Annotated in this window: 15 protein-coding genes; 9 read left to right on the forward strand and 6 right to left on the reverse strand. The window is 33.3% G+C overall.

Going from position 1 to position 16,973, the window contains the following annotated elements:
• Positions 1-57: 57 nt before the first annotated feature.
• The 4 genes from CLV33_RS15825 (at position 58) to eno (ending at position 4,372) form a co-directional block, all read left to right on the forward strand.
• On the forward strand, positions 58-1,050 hold the full coding sequence (locus tag CLV33_RS15825; RefSeq protein ID WP_105474705.1) for a DNA-directed RNA polymerase subunit alpha: 993 nt from the start codon (positions 58-60) through the stop codon (positions 1,048-1,050).
• 153 nt (positions 1,051-1,203) lie between these two features.
• Positions 1,204-1,680 carry a 50S ribosomal protein L17 gene (gene rplQ, locus CLV33_RS15830; protein ID WP_042245262.1) on the forward strand — a complete coding sequence of 159 codons (477 nt, stop codon included), beginning with the start codon at positions 1,204-1,206 and terminating at the stop codon, positions 1,678-1,680.
• A 139-nt stretch (positions 1,681-1,819) separates the two neighbouring features.
• Entirely contained in the window at positions 1,820-2,944 is a 1,125-nt protein-coding gene (carA, locus tag CLV33_RS15835; RefSeq protein WP_105474693.1) for a glutamine-hydrolyzing carbamoyl-phosphate synthase small subunit, read from the forward strand.
• 132 nt (positions 2,945-3,076) lie between these two features.
• Complete coding sequence (gene eno / locus CLV33_RS15840) at positions 3,077-4,372, forward strand: phosphopyruvate hydratase (RefSeq protein ID WP_105474694.1); 1,296 nt, start codon at positions 3,077-3,079, stop codon at positions 4,370-4,372.
• 78 nt (positions 4,373-4,450) lie between these two features.
• On the opposite strand, the gene CLV33_RS15845 is transcribed toward eno, so the two are convergent.
• Together CLV33_RS15845 and CLV33_RS17605 are read right to left on the reverse strand one after the other, a co-directional pair.
• Complete coding sequence (locus CLV33_RS15845) at positions 4,451-5,338, reverse strand: IS3 family transposase (protein WP_211297574.1); 888 nt, start codon at positions 5,336-5,338, stop codon at positions 4,451-4,453.
• Positions 5,302-5,736, reverse strand: a complete 435-nt coding sequence (locus CLV33_RS17605) for a transposase (RefSeq protein ID WP_211297572.1) — start codon at positions 5,734-5,736, stop codon at positions 5,302-5,304. Before CLV33_RS17605 ends, CLV33_RS15845 begins: the two co-directional genes overlap by 37 nt.
• A 201-nt stretch (positions 5,737-5,937) precedes the next feature.
• On the opposite strand from CLV33_RS17605, the gene CLV33_RS15850 reads away from it, so the two are divergent.
• Together CLV33_RS15850 and CLV33_RS15855 are read left to right on the forward strand one after the other, a co-directional pair.
• On the forward strand, positions 5,938-7,224 hold the full coding sequence (locus CLV33_RS15850; RefSeq protein WP_042246901.1) for a citrate synthase: 1,287 nt from the start codon (positions 5,938-5,940) through the stop codon (positions 7,222-7,224).
• A 138-nt stretch (positions 7,225-7,362) separates the two neighbouring features.
• On the forward strand, positions 7,363-8,292 hold the full coding sequence (locus tag CLV33_RS15855) for a dimethylarginine dimethylaminohydrolase family protein (protein ID WP_105474695.1): 930 nt from the start codon (positions 7,363-7,365) through the stop codon (positions 8,290-8,292).
• A gap of 14 nt (positions 8,293-8,306) precedes the next feature.
• Here the strand turns inward: CLV33_RS15855 and CLV33_RS15860 are convergent, their stop codons facing one another.
• Positions 8,307-8,741, reverse strand: coding sequence for a universal stress protein (locus CLV33_RS15860; protein WP_105474706.1), 435 nt, complete (start codon positions 8,739-8,741; stop codon positions 8,307-8,309).
• 103 nt (positions 8,742-8,844) lie between these two features.
• Complete coding sequence (locus CLV33_RS15865) at positions 8,845-9,618, reverse strand: FkbM family methyltransferase (protein ID WP_105474696.1); 774 nt, start codon at positions 9,616-9,618, stop codon at positions 8,845-8,847.
• A 155-nt stretch (positions 9,619-9,773) separates the two neighbouring features.
• Between CLV33_RS15865 and ctlX the strand changes: the two genes are divergently transcribed.
• Positions 9,774-10,709 (forward strand): citrulline utilization hydrolase CtlX, encoded by a 936-nt coding sequence (gene ctlX / locus CLV33_RS15870; RefSeq protein ID WP_042246911.1) that lies wholly within the window; start codon positions 9,774-9,776, stop codon positions 10,707-10,709.
• A 9-nt stretch (positions 10,710-10,718) separates the two neighbouring features.
• On the opposite strand, the gene CLV33_RS15875 is transcribed toward ctlX, so the two are convergent.
• Together CLV33_RS15875 and CLV33_RS15880 are read right to left on the reverse strand one after the other, a co-directional pair.
• Positions 10,719-12,779, reverse strand: a complete 2,061-nt coding sequence (locus tag CLV33_RS15875; protein WP_105474697.1) for a tetratricopeptide repeat-containing sensor histidine kinase — start codon at positions 12,777-12,779, stop codon at positions 10,719-10,721.
• Positions 12,780-13,090: 311 nt separating this feature from the next.
• Positions 13,091-14,209: a glycoside hydrolase family 53 protein gene (locus CLV33_RS15880; RefSeq protein ID WP_146109756.1), complete on the reverse strand. Its 1,119-nt coding sequence runs from the start codon at positions 14,207-14,209 to the stop codon at positions 13,091-13,093.
• A gap of 85 nt (positions 14,210-14,294) precedes the next feature.
• On the opposite strand from CLV33_RS15880, the gene argS reads away from it, so the two are divergent.
• Positions 14,295-16,079 (forward strand): arginine--tRNA ligase, encoded by a 1,785-nt coding sequence (argS, locus tag CLV33_RS15885; RefSeq protein ID WP_105474699.1) that lies wholly within the window; start codon positions 14,295-14,297, stop codon positions 16,077-16,079.
• Between the two features lie 357 nt (positions 16,080-16,436).
• Positions 16,437-16,973 (forward strand): hypothetical protein (locus CLV33_RS15890; RefSeq protein WP_146109757.1); only part of this gene is annotated, 537 nt, incomplete at its 3' end.

Here is a 16,973-nt window from a genome sequence, read left to right on the forward strand (position 1 = left end):
CCTCTTCAAACTTTTAAACCGCGCAACCAAATAACAATTAAAACGAAGAACAACACTATGGCAGTATTTAATTTTCAAAAGCCCGACAAAGTAATCATGATCGATTCTACTGATTTCGAAGGTAAATTCGAATTCAGACCTTTAGAACCTGGTTATGGTTTAACAGTAGGAAATGCTTTAAGAAGAGTTTTATTATCTTCTTTAGAAGGATTTGCAATTACATCGGTAAGAATAGAAGGTGTAGACCACGAATTTTCAGCAATATCGGGTGTGGTAGAAGATGTAACAGAAATCATCTTAAATCTAAAACAAGTACGTTTTAAGAGACAAATTGAAGATATTGACAACGAATCTATATCTATTTCAATTTCTGGTCAAGAGCAAATTTTAGCTGGAGATTTTCAAAAATTCATTTCGGGATTCCAAGTACTAAATTCAGAATTAGTAATCTGTAATTTAGACCCTAAAGTGAGCATCAATATGGAAATCACTATAGAAAAAGGTAGAGGATATGTTCCAGCAGAAGAAAACAAAAAACCTTCTGCTCCTATGGGAACAATATTTACAGACTCTATTTATACACCAATTAAAAACGTTAAGTATAGCATTGAAAACTATCGTGTAGAGCAAAAAACAGATTACGAAAAGCTGGTTTTTGAAATTATTACTGATGGTTCAATTACACCACAAGATGCTTTAACTGAGGCTGCTAAAACCTTAATTCACCACTTCATGTTGTTCTCTGATGAGCGCATAACATTAGAAGCTGATGAAATAGCACAAACTGAAACTTATGATGAAGAATCACTTCACATGAGACAGTTGCTTAAAACTAAGCTTATCGATATGGACTTATCCGTACGAGCGCTTAACTGTTTAAAAGCAGCAGAAGTTGATACGTTAGGAGACTTAGTATCTTTTAACAAAAACGATTTAATGAAGTTCCGCAACTTTGGTAAAAAATCTTTAACAGAGCTAGAAGAGCTTGTTCATGTTAAAGGATTAAATTTCGGAATGGATTTAAGCAAATATAAATTAGATAAAGACTAAGAATTGAAAATTGATTATTTATTATTGACGATTTCATGGTCGTGCCGATAAATAATCAATAGTAAATTTTAAATTAAAAATTATTAGATAACTCTTCTATAGTTTGCTCCTCAAAAGAGTGTAGTAGCAAGATAGAAGTTTAAAACAAAGGTCATGAGACACGGAAAAAAATTCAATCACTTAGGTAGGCAAACAGCTCACAGAAAAGCAATGTTGGCAAATATGGCTTGTTCTTTAATAGAGCACAAACGTATTAATACAACGGTTGCTAAAGCAAAAGCACTAAAGCAATTTGTAGAGCCAATTATTACAAAATCTAAAGAAGATACTACGCACAACAGGCGTATAGCTTTTAGTAGATTGAGACAAAAAGAGGCTGTAACAGAGTTGTTTAGAGAAGTAGCTACTAAAGTGGCTGACAGACCAGGAGGTTATACCAGAATTATTAAATTAGGTAATCGTTTAGGCGATAACGCTGATATGGCAATGATTGAGTTGGTAGATTACAACGAAATTTATAACGCAGGTAAAGCTAAGAAGAAAACTACTAGAAGAAGTAGAAGAGGAGGTAGTAAACCAGCCGCAGCTGTACCAGTTGAAAACAAAGGCACTAACGAAGAGGAAGAATAAATGTTAATAAGCATTTAATATATAAAGGATAAACTATTTTTAGTTTATCCTTTTTTTTTGAATTTTTGTAAAACTTTTTGGCGCTACTCGTCACTATGGTTTCGAAAATATAGTTTAAACGTTAAGCAAAACAATTTAGATGAAATATCAAAAGAAACAAAATGCCATCATCCTACTTGCAGATGGTACAATTTTTTACGGAAAAGCAGTAGGAGGAAAACAAGGAACAGCCTTTGGAGAGGTTTGTTTTAATACGGGTATGACAGGTTATCAGGAAATTTTTACCGATCCTTCCTACTATGGGCAATTAATGGTGGCTACCAATGCACATATTGGAAACTATGGCACCAATGAAGACGAGGTAGAATCAGATTCAATAAAAATTGCTGGACTAATTGTAAAAAACTTTAGCTACGAGTATTCCCGTTCTGCCGCAGATAGCTCACTTGAAGATTTTTTAAATAAAAATAACCTTTTGGCAATTTCAGATGTAGATACCAGGGCTTTGGTAAGCTACATTAGAGATAATGGAGCTATGAACGCCGTAATTTCTACCGATGTGGATAATATTGATGGTTTAAAGAAGCAATTAGCAGACGTACCAAGTATGAAAGGTTTAGAGTTGGCATCAAAAGTTTCAACCAAGGCACCTTATTATTTCGGGGACGAAAACGCTACTTATAAAGTTGCAGCATTAGATATTGGAATTAAAAAAAATATTTTAAGAAACATTGCAAGTAGAGATTGTTACATTAAAGTATTTCCATACAATGCCAAGTTTGAAGATTTAGAAGCATTTAATCCAGATGGCTATTTCTTATCAAACGGCCCTGGAGATCCAGAGCCTTTAGTTGATGCTCAGGAAGTTGCGAAAGAAATAATAAAACGCGATTTACCATTGTTTGGTATTTGTTTAGGGCATCAAGTTATAGCCATTGCCAATGGTGTTTCAACCTACAAAATGCACAATGGCCACAGAGGTATAAACCATCCAGTAAAAAATCTAGTTACTGGTAAAGGAGAAATTACGTCTCAAAACCATGGGTTTGCTGTAAATAGGGAAGAAGCTGAAGCAAATACCAATTTAAAAGTTACACATATTCATCTTAATGATGATACCGTAGCAGGTTTAGCTATGAAGAATAAAAATGTATTTTCGGTGCAATATCACCCAGAGGCAAGTCCTGGACCACACGATTCCTCATACTTATTCGATCAGTTTGTTGAAAACATAAAAAAGAGCAAACTATCAACAGCAGAGTAAAACAGTAATAAACAGGCAATTCATAACTAAAACGTTATAGCTTTCTTTTTATTATTTTATGATAAAAGCTAGTTATTACAAAAAGATTTAGCCGTAAATTTGAAGTATTAAAAGATTAAAAACAAACCAATTATGAGCGTAATAATTAGTGTACACGCAAGACAAATTTTAGATTCTAGAGGTAATCCAACTGTAGAGGTGGATGTAATAACCGAAAATGGTGTATTAGGTAGAGCTGCTGTTCCTTCAGGAGCCTCAACAGGAGAACATGAAGCGGTAGAGCTACGTGATGGTGGAGATACATATATGGGTAAAGGCGTTTTAAAAGCAGTAGAAAACGTAAATACTACAATAGCAGAAGAGTTATTAGGGGTTTCGGTTTTCGAACAAAACTTTATAGATCAAACCATGATTGATTTAGATGGTACGCCAAATAAATCAAAATTAGGAGCTAATGCTATTTTAGGTGTGTCCTTAGCAGTCGCAAAAGCAGCAGCTAACGAGTTAAATATGCCTTTATACCGTTATGTTGGAGGTGTTTCGGCAAATACATTGCCAGTGCCTATGATGAATATCATTAACGGAGGTTCGCATAGTGATGCGCCTATTGCTTTTCAAGAGTTTATGATTATGCCTGTTAAAGCCAAAAGCTTTACACACGCTATGCAAATGGGAACAGAAATTTTCCATAATTTGAAAAAAGTATTGCACGACAGAAACCTAAGTACCGCAGTTGGAGACGAGGGTGGTTTTGCTCCTAACCTAGAAGGTGGAACAGAAGATGCACTAGATACAATTGCAAAAGCAGTTGAAAATGCAGGATACAAATTTGGAGATGAAGTTAAGATTGCTTTAGACTGTGCTTCGGCCGAGTTCTACAAAGACGGCAAATACGATTATACACTTTTTGAAGGTGATAAAGGTGTGGTAAGAACATCAGAAGAGCAAGCTGCTTACTTAGCTGAATTGTGTGAAAAATATCCAATTATCTCTATAGAAGATGGAATGGATGAAAACGATTGGGACGGTTGGAAATCTTTAACTGAAAAAGTTGGTGATAAGGTGCAATTAGTTGGTGACGATTTATATGTTACTAATGTAGAGCGCTTATCAAGAGGTATAGAAAACGGTATTGCCAATTCAATTTTAATTAAAGTAAATCAAATTGGTTCTTTAACTGAAACTATTGCTGCGGTAAATATGGCTAAAAATGCAGGATATACCTCTGTAATGTCTCACCGTTCTGGAGAAACAGAAGATAATACAATTGCAGATTTAGCGGTTGCACTTAATTGTGGACAAATAAAAACAGGATCGGCTTCACGTAGTGATCGTATGGCTAAGTACAATCAATTACTTCGCATTGAAGAAGAGTTAGGTTCTGTAGCTTATTTTCCTGGAGAAAATGCTTTTAAAGTAAAGCAATAGTTATAATATAATGTCTAGTCCTAAATAACCGATACAGATTATTAAAGGATTAAAGCTATTAATAAAAGCTGAACAATTTTAGGATTGTTCAGCTTTTTTTGATTTATACTGTTTTCTTTCTAATTTTTGTTGTTTGTGCATCATATTTGGTGTCAACACATGGTTTGATAAATGTGGTCTCAATGAGTTATAAAGGTTGACCGCATCTTTAACCATTAACTTCTTTGTTTCTAAATTTGTGCCATACTGAGCTATTGCAAATTCTTGTTTTAAAATTCCATTTACCCTTTCAGCAATAGCGTTTTGGTATGGGTCATATTTTTCGGTCATGCTAGTGGTGATTGTATTGTCTTTTAATAGTTTCTGATACTCATTCGAGCAATACTGCAGCCCTCTATCAGAGTGGTGCATTAAAGGGTGGTTGCCATAGCTTCTTTTTTCTAAGGCCATTTCAAGAGCTCTTATTGAACCTTCCGTTTCAAGACTGGATGATACATCATATCCCATTATCTTTTTCGAGTAAGCATCTGTTACCAAGGCGAGATAAGATGGGTTTTCTCTATTTCCTGTATATGTTATATCACTGGCCCATACCTGTTCTGGACGGGTAAATTGAACCTCGCTCACACAATTTTTGTGCTTTCTGAACCTATGATGTGAGTCCGTTGTTACGTGGTAACTCTTTTTAGGAATTATGAGCATATGGTTTGCCTTTAATATTGTGAACAATTTATCTCTTCCCACGTTGATTTTACTCAGTTCGGGCCTGAGCATATGATACAGTTTCCTTGTCCCCAGCCTGGGCATTAAGTTCCTTATGGAGCGTACCATGTTGACCACTCGTGCTGCTGTAAGCTGTTTGTTCTTTCTGGATTTTATAGATCTGTAATATACCTGTCTATTAACCCCGAGTAATTCACAGGTAGAGATTATGGTCTCTCTTTGTTCCTCTTTGAAGCATTTGATAACTCGGGTTTGTAATTTTTTCTTATTTGGATATCATATTCCTTTTCTGCCATGTCCACTAGCATATCGAAGATTATGACTTTCTTATCTGCACGTTCTGCGAGGTGTTCCGCTCTTGCCTTTTGCTTCTCCAATAGCTTGACCCTGGCTTCAAGTTCAAGTATTCTTTGTTCCGGTGTTTTTGACATTGTTGTAGGTAGTTGGTTTTCCCAATCAAAGTTACCATATTTCTGTAACCATTTTGTTACGGTGGAATCGCCTTGGATGCCATATTTTAGTTTTGCTTGGGATTTTGTCAAGAACCCTTGTTCTACTTCTTCTACCAATTGGAGTTTAAAAGAGAGCGAGTAATCTTTTTGGGTACGTTTGGTAGTGACATTGTTTACTGATGTTTTCATTACACTATAGTTTTAGTGTATCGCTATTTTAGGACGTGACATAATTCAAAATAAAAAGCGGTTACTTATTTCAGTAATCGCTTTTTTTATGTATCAATTTTAATGATACACAAATTAACAAAACCTTTACTAAAGGGCTTTACAACATAAAGGTATATTTTGTAATTTAGCATTTCCAAAAAATTAAACAAATAATACATTATGTCAGATACCGCTACTCTAGAAATCCAAGGAGAAAAATATGAGTTTCCTTTAGTTAAAGGAACAGAGAACGAAGTTGCAATTGATATTTCTAAACTAAGAACTAATACTAAAGGCGTAATAACTCTCGATCCTGGTTATAAAAATACAGGGTCTTGCGAAAGTGCTATCACATTCTTAGATGGAGAAAAAGGGATTTTAAGGTATAGAGGTTATGATATTGGAGTAATAGCAGAAAAAGTAGATTTTTTAGAGGTAGCTTATTTGCTAATATTTGGGGAATTGCCTACCAAAGAGCAAAACGACAAATTTCATGAGGATATTAAAGCAGAATCTAATGTAGATGAAGATATAAAAAAGATCTTAGATGCTTTCCCTAAATCTGCACATCCTATGGGGGTAATATCTTCTTTAACAAGTGCACTTACAGCATTTAATCCGTCATCTGTAGATGTTTCTTCTGAAGAAGCCATGTATAAATCTGTAGTGAGAATTCTAGGTAAAATGCCTGTATTAGTAGCTTGGACAATGCGAAAAAAGCAAGGGCAACCTTTAGACTATGGAGACAATTCTCTAGGTTATGTAGAGAACCTTCTTAAAATGATGTTTTCAAGACCAAACAGCTGCTATGTTCAAAATCCGGTATTAGTAGATGCTTTAGATAAGTTATTAATATTGCACGCAGATCACGAACAGAATTGTTCTACTTCTACAGTGCGTATCGTTGGCTCATCCCATGCTGGACTATTTGCTTCTATTTCGGCAGGAATTTCTGCGCTATGGGGGCCACTTCATGGTGGTGCTAACCAAGCAGTTTTAGAAATGTTGGAAGCCATACAAGCAGATGGTGGCGACACTAAAAAATATATGGCAAAAGCTAAAGATAAAAATGATCCTTTTAGGTTAATGGGCTTTGGGCATAGAGTTTATAAGAACTTTGATCCCCGTGCAAAAATAATTAAAAAGGCTGCGGACCAAGTGTTGCACGATTTAGGTATTCAAGATCCCATATTAGAAATAGCCAAAGGTTTAGAAAAAGAAGCTTTGGAAGATCCATACTTCGTAGATAGAAAATTATATCCTAACGTAGATTTTTATTCTGGAATAATTTACAGAGCCATGGGTATTCCAACAGAAATGTTTACCGTTATGTTCGCCGTAGGGCGTTTACCTGGTTGGATTGCACAGTGGAGAGAAATGCGTTTACGTAAGGAGCCTATTGGCAGACCAAGACAAGTTTACATTGGTGCAACCGAGCGTGATTTTATCGACGTTGATAATAGGTAATATATAAACGCTTGTTACAATATTATTAAGCTTCATGGGTTTTTCATGAAGCTTTTCTTTTTTTAGGCTTTATTTTTAAGAATAATTTAAAATTAACTATTTATTCTTAGTTTTGCACTTTTAAAGTTTAGAGTTAATATGCTACCAAAACCTGTAATAAAATTAAATGTTCAAAATGAAACTTCAAGGTTGCGCTCTGTAGTTTTAGGGACAGCTGAAAGTAACGGGCCAATTCCTAAAATTGAAGAGTGTTACGATCCAAAAAGTATTGAGCATATTAAATCAGGAACTTATCCTGAAGAGGATGCTATGGTAGAAGAAATAAATGCGGTTCAAAAGGTTTTTAAAAAATACGATGTTAAGGTGTACCGTCCGCAAGTAATTGAAAATTGCAACCAAATATTTTCTAGGGATATAGCATTTGTAATAGATGATATAATGATTGAAGCGAATATACTTCCCCATAGAGAGGAAGAAGTGCACGCTATAGATTATATATGGAACCAAATTGCAGAAGATAAGCGCATTATTCTTCCTGAAGACTGCCACGTTGAAGGTGGAGATGTTATGCCATGGAACGATTATATTTTTATGGGTACTTACACCGGTAAGGATTATTCAGATTTAATCACAGCTAGAACAAATATTCAAGCGGTAAATGCAATACAGGAGTTGTTTCCGAAGAAGAAAGTAAAGTGTTTCGAGTTAAGAAAATCTAATACTAACCCTAGGGAAAACGCATTACATTTAGATTGTTGTTTTAATCCGCTTGGAAAAGGAAAAGCCATAATTCATAAAAACGGATTTTTAGTAGAAAGTGAATATGAGTGGTTGGTTAATTTTTTTGGTAAAGAAAACATATTCGAAATTACCAAAGATGAAATGTACGAGATGTACAGCAACGTGTTTTCAATTTCAGAAGATGTAATTATTTCAGAACGTAATTTTACTAGGTTAAATAATTGGTTAAGGCAGCAAGGTTTTACCGTAGAAGAAGTACCATATGCCGAAATTGGTAAGCAAGAAGGCTTACTTAGGTGTACTACTTTGCCTTTATTTAGAGATTAATATTTTATTAAAAACTAATCTAAGGGTACTACCAACACCGGTATATCTGACGTTTTCACAATTTTTTCGGTAACACTTCCAAAAAAGGCTTTATACAAAAAACTATGTTCTAAACGGCCAATAGCAATTAAATCTACATTAAGTGTATCGGCCTCTTCCATTATCATATCAATTGTAGCACCTTGTATTAGAAGACCATCTGCTTTTATCCCTTTTTTTTCAAGGTCATTAGCATAGTCTTGCAATATTTTATGTTCTCGCTTTAATTCTGAAGCACGATTATCTCTTATATATTGCGGACCAACATCATAGCCTACAAATTCAGGGTCTGGAGCTGTAATATGTATTAGCCATAATTTGGCTTTGAACTTATGGGCAAATTCAAAAGCTACATTTAAGAGTTTTTGTTCGTTGGTATCAAAATCTATAGCAACTAATATATTTTTCATGATATCTGTTTTTATCTTATTACATAAGCTAATAAGCATAAGTTCTCAATTTTTATGCTAATATCAAAGCCTGTAAAATAGTTTATTTGGTTAAAACAGATTTTTAATCTTCTAAAACGTACCAGTCATCAAATAAAGAATGGTTTTTATGCACTCTTTTGTAGCCTTTTGATGTTAATAAATTAAATACGTTGTAACGCAAATTGGTATAATTATGCTCTACTGTAATTACTCTAAATTTATAATCATCAAAATTTAAACTTTCTAAAATTACAAACTCACTACCTTCGGTATCAATCGATAGGTAATCAATTATATTTGGGGCATTATATTTAGATAATAAATCATTAAACGAAATTGTTGTAACAGTATATTCTTTGGCTTTATCTCTAGTTTTAGAATGCTGGTCTGTATCACCAAAACCAGCAATTGTAGAAAGTGTAGAACTATCAGCTTCTTGAAATTTTAGGGTTTCACCAGTTTTGTACCAAACACAATCTTTCTCAATAGCTACGCTCCTGTTTTTTTCTAACGCCTTATGCCAACATTTTCCTGGTTCTGCTAGTATGCCATTCCAGTTAAATTCTTTTTCTAACAAAAAACTATTGCTCATAGAAACACCATCGGTAGCCCCAAATTCCACAAAAAACCCATCATATTTAAAACCTAATTCTGCCAGAACAAACAGGTCTTGTTTAATTTGCGATTTAGACTTGTCCTTAAATTTCACATAATTAGCACTTATATTAGTAGGGTAACTAAAAATAAAATCTAGTTCCTTTGCTTTTATTTGGTCTCTTAATAAACCTTTTAAAGTTGGGGTTTTTATCAAACTGTAATTAAAAGCGTTTAATATGTTTTTAACGAATTTTTTCATGAATCATTAAATATGAAGAAGATTGGTCGCTTCTTAATATTTGAAAACGAATTTATGGGATTTTTTTCAGACTAAGGTATTATAATGGTTAACTAAATAAAATGGTTTTGTGAAAAATAGGTTTACATTTGCCACTAAAACTGGTTCTACAACATATGCAACAAACAACAAATACAATATTAATGGTGCGTCCTGTTAATTTTAGGATGAATGAGCAAACAGCAGTAAATAATTATTACCAGCATGAAGTTGAAGGTGTTTTGCCAGAAACGGTTAATGTTAAGGCACAAAAAGAGTTTGATGCTTATGTTGAAAAATTACGTAGTATCGGGGTGAAGGTTATTGTTGTAAACGATAGAATAGAGACCGATACACCAGACTCTGTTTTCCCCAACAACTGGGTGTCATTCCATGAAGATGGCAATGTTGGTGTGTATCCTATGTTTGCTGAAAATAGGCGTTTAGAACGAAGAGAAGATATTCTAGAGACCTTAGAATCTGAGGGGTTTATAATTAATAATGTTATAGATTACACAAGTGCAGAAGACGAAGGGGTTTTTTTAGAAGGTACAGGAAGCGTTATTTTAGATAGGGTTAATAGAAAAGCTTACTGCGCATTGTCTCCAAGAGCAGATGAAGACTTGTTTATTGAATTTTGTGAAGATTTTGAATATTTCCCTATAATTTTCACAGCTAACCAAACTGTTGATGGGAAGCGTAAGCCAATTTACCACACCAACGTAATGATGTGTATTGCCGAAAATTTTGCAGTAATTTGTTTAAGCAGTATAGACGATAAAAAAGAGCGTAAAAATGTAATTAAACATTTAAAGTTAAGTGGTAAGGACATTATAGATATTACCGAAAAACAAGTTGCAAATTTCGCAGGTAACATGTTGCAGGTAAGAGGAGATAACGATGAGCGTTATTTAATAATGAGTAAAACGGCTTATAATTCGTTAACCCAAAGCCAAATAAATGGTATAGAAAAACATTGTAAAATTATGTATAGCGCTTTAAATACTATAGAAACCTGTGGAGGCGGAAGCGCACGTTGTATGATGGCCGAAATATTTTTACCTACAACTTAAATTTTAATTTTAATCTGTTTTAGATTTTGGTAACTGTACATAAAAAGTACTGCCAACATTAACTGTACTTTCTACCCAAATTTTTCCTCCGTTAAGTTCTACTAGTTCTTTACAAATAGAGAGCCCTAGGCCTGTGCCTTTTTCATTATTTGTACCCATTGTAGAGTAGGTATTGCTCTTAAATAATTTGTCTAAATTGTGTTTAGAAATACCTATACCGGTATCTGCAATACTAATAATGCAACTACCGTTGCTTATATGGTTAGAGATGGTTATTGTGTCTCCTTTTCTAGAAAACTTAAGTGCGTTTGCTAATAGATTTTGAATAACAATTTCAATCATGCTTCTATCGGCATAAGCAAAATCGCGCAACGAATGGTCTATTAGTTCTATACCTTTGCTTTCTAAGCGTTGTTCTATTAATTTTATTTTTTCTTCAAAAACTTCTTGTATATCGAATAAACTCGGGCTAGGTTTAAGCGATTGCATTTGAGATTTAGACCAGTTTAATAAATTGAATAATAGTAGCGACGCATTATTGGCATTTTCACTAAGTTCTGGAATTAGATTATCAAACTCTTCTCTGGTAAGAGAGCCGTCTCTTAATAAATCAATAAATCCATTAATTGAGGATAAGGAATCTTTTAAATCGTGCGAAACAATAGAAAATAGTTTATCTTTTACATTATTTACATTTTCTAAATGTTTGGTTTGCTCAACAAACGCTTCATTTTGCAGCTGGATTTTTAGATTTTTTTCTTCAAGCTCTTGAACGTATTTTAAACTGTTGTTACGCTTTAAATAAATTAAAACTAAAAACACACATACTATAGCTAAAATACCAAGTAGTATATAAAAAAAGAGTTTAAACTTTTTAAGTTTATCATCTTCATCAGCAGTAATTTCAGTGTTTGGCTTATCTTCGGTTTTTGCTGTCTTACTATCAAAATTTAAGCTTAAATCTTTGTTAGAAATCTCAGGTATTTTAGTTATGGAAGTAATTGCTGCTTTGTTAAGGCTATCTTTTAAGTTATAATAGCGACGTAGCCAAACAAAAGCCCTATCAAACCTTCTGCTGGTAGAATCTAAAGACCTCATTAAGCCGTAATACTTTAAAAGCTCATCAGTATCGTTCAGTTTTTTTGCTAAAGCACCAGCCTCATACAATTGTTGTTCTGCAGTACGTAATCTACCTTGGTTTAAGTTAAGTTTCCCTAGATTATTTAATGTAGTTGCTAAATTGGTTTCGTTTTTGTTTTTTCTATTTAGTGTTAAACCTCTTATTAAATATTTAGCGGCAGAGTCATAATCGTTAAACTCTAAATATTCACCTCCTAATTTAGGAAGTACACTACTTCTAATTGAATCTGATTTTCCTTTGGCGCTATTCAATACTTTTTCGTAAAACTCAATAGCTTTTCTATGCTCTTTAGATTTGGAATATAGCTCAGCTAGAAGCAAGCTAGAATTGCTAACACCAATAGAATCGTTCATTTGTTCTTGTATTTCAAGAGCCTTTATATTGTATTCTATAGATTTATCAACGTTGTTAAGTTTATAATAAGTTTTCCCAAGACTAGCATAAGCAGAGCGCAATTCGTGGCTAAGGCCTCTACGTTCTAATTCTCTTATGGCCGATAAAGAATACTGCAAACCTTTATTAAAGTTACCGCGCTCCATTTCTATAAGCCCAATACTATTATTAACCTTAGCAATATTTAATGTGTCTTTTAAAGTATTAAACAAAGTTTTGGCTTTAGTATAGCCGTCCATAGCGTTAATGTAGTCGTCTTTTTTGGCATAAATAAGCGCTTTGTAATAGGTAATTTTAGCAATGCCTTTTTTGTAGTTTATATCAGACGAAAGTTTATCGCTTAGCTTTATATATTTAAGGGCATGATCAAAATCTTGGGCTTCATATAGAAGGTCAATTATGTTTAAAGAGATGTCTACCTTAAGCGAATCGTTAGTTTCAAAGCCTAATGCAATAGACAGACTATCCAGTTCTTTGGTTTGAGAATAACCTAAGAATAGAGATAAGAATATAATTAGAGTAATTATTCTCCTCATACAACGCTTAATTATAGCTTTTTACAGAGCTATTATTTAAAGAAGCTTGGTTGAGGGAAATCAAGATTTCTTTTATTTGAGATTTTATAAATGTTTCAGTTCTTTGTTAATAATAGCATCGGCTAACAAAAGTTGTAAAAAGCCTTTTTATATTCTAATTTATGGGTTTTTCTACCAAAAAATTAGATAAAGAGCGAGTCCACTTTTTTCAAAAAATCGACGAATAGATTAAAAGCAAAAAACATAGAAAAACGGTATATTTTTCGTTGAAATACTAGCTTTTTTTTTGATTATTTTTTCATGTAAGAATTTTAATTGTTTCTAAAAGAATCGAAAACAGGCAATGCTTGGTGGTTAAAGTCGAACATACATTGGTTTTCCCATGAACTGCCGCTTGTAGAAGTGTTGGAATTGCCACTAAATGCTACCCAATCTGGTGCCCAATAGCAAAAACCTATGCCTCTGTTATCGGGAATATTTTTAATGGTACTTATTAACCAGTTAAAATAAGCTTTTTGGCCTTCTGGTGTGGCCGCAAATTCTTTTAATATTTGTGAAGAATCACCTATATAATTAGTATTGCTGTCGTTCCATTCTAAAGTAAAAGGGTAAGCAACTTCAACCATTAAAATATCTTTTTTAAAGTTTAGGGATAATTGGTTTAATTTTAACTGTACTAAGTTTAAATCTTTAATTTGAAATTGTGGATAATAGGATAAACCTATAATATCAAAATCTATATTATAGGGTGTTAGTTTATCGAAAAAAAACACGGCATTTTCAACACTGGAATGGTGCAGCATTATTTTTACAGTATCGCCACTTACCTCTCGAACTGCTCTTATGGCTTCTTTAACTAAAGCGGCATAATTATTCCAATTGTTATCAAATTCGTTCCAAACTTTTCCGTAATCCCATAAAAATCCACTGTCGGTTTCATTCCCTATTTGTATTATCTCTGGTAAGGTGTTTTGCATTTTTAGTTCTTCAATAACGCTTTTGGTATAATTGTAAATAGCGGTCCTAATTTCTTGGATGTTCATGTTTTTCCATGCTTCTGGTGGATTTTGTTTACCAGGATCAGCCCAATAATCACTATAATGAAAATTCAATAAAAAATCCATGTTTTGTGCTTTAACGCGTTTTGCATAGGCCTTTACGTCATTTAAGCTATTTTGCCCATCTTTAGGCGTATGCCATAATTTTAAACGAATTAAATTTGTGCCATTCTCTGCAACAAAAGGTAATAAGTCTATTGGCTTACCATTGGCATCTTTGTAAGTAATATTGTATTGTTCCAACTCTGGTTGAAAAGAAAGGTCCATACCTTTGTAGAATGTCGTTTCAGGTTGTAAATCAATAGTTTTAGTGTCGCTATCGCAGCCTGTAAGAATACTTAAAAATAGCAGTAAGATTAAAAGTTTTTTCATAAATCTAAGATAAATATTTCGCTTATTAATCTCTGTTAAACTTGATTTAAAAATTCTATCTTTGGGCACTTATAAATTAAGCATAATGAGTCTTCAAAATATATTATCACAACAAGTAAAACAAGCGGTTTTAGAAGTATATAAGGTTACGTTAGAATCGGTTGAATTTCAGGCAACAAGAAAGGAATTTGCCGGCGATATTACTGTAGTAATTTTTCCTATGTTGCGCTTTATAAAAGGTAATCCTGTGCAAATTGGAGAAACCGTTGGTAAGTATTTAGTTGAAAACGTAAATGAGGTTAAAAATTTTAACGTAGTTAAAGGTTTTTTAAACATAGAAATTAGTGATGCTTATTTTTTAAAACTCTTTAATGCAATTAAAAGCAATAAAGATTATGGTTTTGTAAAGCCTAACGAAGGCGACAAAGCTATTATGGTAGAATACTCTTCACCAAATACCAATAAACCACTGCACCTCGGGCATATAAGAAATAATTTATTAGGTTACAGCGTTGCCGAAATTTTAAAAGCAAGTGGAAAAAAAGTTTATAAAACCCAAATAATAAACGATAGAGGTATACATATATGCAAAAGTATGCTGGCGTGGAAAAAGTTTGGTAACGGTGAAACACCCGAAAGTACGGGTTTAAAAGGTGATAAGTTGGTTGGCAATTATTATGTAAAGTTTGATAAAGCATACAAAAAGGAAATTCAAGCCCTAGTTGCTAAAGGCATAAAGGAAGAAGAAGCTAAGCAAAACGCACCTATATTGCTAGAAGCACAAAATATGTTACGCAAATGGGAGTCTGGCGATGAGGAAGTCGTATCACTCTGGAAAACTATGAATAGCTGGGTTTACAAGGGTTTTAATGAAACCTACAAAAATTTAGGGGTAGATTTCGATGTGTTGTATTATGAAAGTAATACCTATTTATTAGGAAAGGAATTTATAACAGAAGGTTTAAAATCTGGTGTGTTCTATAAAGAGGAAGATGGTTCCGTTTGGTGCGATTTAACCGAAGAAGGATTAGATAAAAAAATAGTATTACGTGCCGATGGTACTGCTGTTTATATGACTCAGGATATAGGTACTGCTATACAACGAATCAAGGACCATCCTGATGTTGGGGGTATGGTATATACCGTTGGTAATGAGCAAGATTATCACTTTCAAGTATTGTTTTTAATTTTGAAGAAGTTAGGTTTTGATTGGGCAAAACATCTATACCATTTAAGTTATGGCATGGTAGATTTACCTAGCGGAAAAATGAAAAGTAGGGAAGGTACCGTTGTTGATGCTGATGATTTAATTAACGATATGGCGAATACTGCCGAAGAAATATCAGAAGAGTTAGGCAAATTAGATGGCTATTCTAATGAAGAAAAGCAACAACTTTACAAAACAATAGGACTTGGGGCTTTAAAGTACTATATTTTAAAAGTAGACCCTAAGAAGCGTATTTTGTTTAATCCAAAAGATTCTATCGATTTTCAAGGAAATACAGGGCCATTTATTCAGTATACTTATGCTAGAATCCAATCTATTCTAAGAAAAGCTAATTTAGCTACTAATCTTGCTCAAACTACAATTAATGTTAATTTACATGATAAAGAACGCGAGTTAATAAAGCAAATTCAGTTATTTCCAGAAGTAATTCAAAACGCTGCCGATAATCATAGTCCAGCATTAATAGCAAATTTTACATACGATCTGGTTAAAGAATTCAACTCCTTTTATCAAAACGTTTCTATTTTGGGAGCAGATAATGAAAATGAAAAACTCTTTAGGGTTCAACTATCCTATACGGTAGCTAAAACCATAAAAAGCGCTTTTAAGGTTCTAGGAATAGATGTCCCAGAACGTATGTAATAAAAATCAAAATAGAACATTCAATTAATTAGTCGTCTTTTTTAGTTCACACTTAAAAAAGTATATATGCCATAATAGGTGTTGTTTATAATTTTCTATTCTGGTATTTTTATTATCAGTTCTGTTTTCGAAATAATTTAATATTCTCAATATCTGACCTTTAATATTAGGGTATTGGATATTTTTCTCCCTTTTTTTTGAAAAATTCAAATTACATCTGAAAAATATTTAGGAAATTTCATACGTGTATTCTCTTATTTTGTTTTTCAACTTAATTTTTGTTTAACTAAACGATTTTAATGTTAAACATAAATATATTTTGTTTAAGTTTATAGTGAAAAACATAAACAGCAAACAATGAAAGAAAAATTATCCTTCCAAAACCCCAAATCATTTTTAGTAGTTTTTTTTACATTATTATTATTTTCTTCTAATCTTTCAGCAGATACAGATTGTGGCCACATAACAGGGCTAGAATTCTCTAACGGTCATGAAACCGTTATGTTGAAAGATCATGAAGTTTATAATATTAATGACTTACCAGAACACTTCTACATTAACTTAAATGTAGATGGTTATTCCCAAAGTGCTAGATTTATCGTAAAAAACCTTGATACGGGAAGCACGTACAATATTACTGAAAACCTATTGCCCTACACATTTCCTGCTGGAAATGCATCATGGCATTTGGGGTTAGGAACTTTTAAAATAACAACCTATCTCTACAAGTTTGATTTAGCATGGGGCTTTAAGTGTGATACAGAAACAGTAACTTTCACTATCAACGACGGGCATCAACCTTGTACGGCCGATGCAGGCACGTTAACGGCGTATGCCGACACGGTAACCCTAACGGGCGACAGCGTAACGATCAGTGCCACGGCGGATGGTAAC

Origin of the sequence: Jejuia pallidilutea (genome assembly GCF_002973595.1) — a bacterium.
Lineage (GTDB): Bacteria > Bacteroidota > Bacteroidia > Flavobacteriales > Flavobacteriaceae > Jejuia > Jejuia pallidilutea.

Bases quoted from the DNA above. Each gene is read 5' to 3' on its own strand.
- rplQ (WP_042245262.1), top strand. From the start codon at position 1,204: ATGAGACACGGAAAAAAATTCAATCACTTAGGTAGGCAAACAGCTCAC.
- CLV33_RS15880 (WP_146109756.1), bottom strand. From the start codon at position 14,209: ATGAAAAAACTTTTAATCTTACTGCTATTTTTAAGTATTCTTACAGGC.
- CLV33_RS15865 (WP_105474696.1), bottom strand. From the start codon at position 9,618: ATGAAAAAATTCGTTAAAAACATATTAAACGCTTTTAATTACAGTTTG.
- CLV33_RS15860 (WP_105474706.1), bottom strand. From the start codon at position 8,741: ATGAAAAATATATTAGTTGCTATAGATTTTGATACCAACGAACAAAAA.
- carA (WP_105474693.1), top strand. From the start codon at position 1,820: ATGAAATATCAAAAGAAACAAAATGCCATCATCCTACTTGCAGATGGT.
- CLV33_RS15855 (WP_105474695.1), top strand. From the start codon at position 7,363: ATGCTACCAAAACCTGTAATAAAATTAAATGTTCAAAATGAAACTTCA.
- CLV33_RS15825 (WP_105474705.1), top strand. From the start codon at position 58: ATGGCAGTATTTAATTTTCAAAAGCCCGACAAAGTAATCATGATCGAT.
- CLV33_RS15875 (WP_105474697.1), bottom strand. From the start codon at position 12,779: ATGAGGAGAATAATTACTCTAATTATATTCTTATCTCTATTCTTAGGT.
- CLV33_RS15850 (WP_042246901.1), top strand. From the start codon at position 5,938: ATGTCAGATACCGCTACTCTAGAAATCCAAGGAGAAAAATATGAGTTT.
- ctlX (WP_042246911.1), top strand. From the start codon at position 9,774: ATGCAACAAACAACAAATACAATATTAATGGTGCGTCCTGTTAATTTT.
- CLV33_RS17605 (WP_211297572.1), bottom strand. From the start codon at position 5,736: ATGAAAACATCAGTAAACAATGTCACTACCAAACGTACCCAAAAAGAT.
- argS (WP_105474699.1), top strand. From the start codon at position 14,295: ATGAGTCTTCAAAATATATTATCACAACAAGTAAAACAAGCGGTTTTA.
- eno (WP_105474694.1), top strand. From the start codon at position 3,077: ATGAGCGTAATAATTAGTGTACACGCAAGACAAATTTTAGATTCTAGA.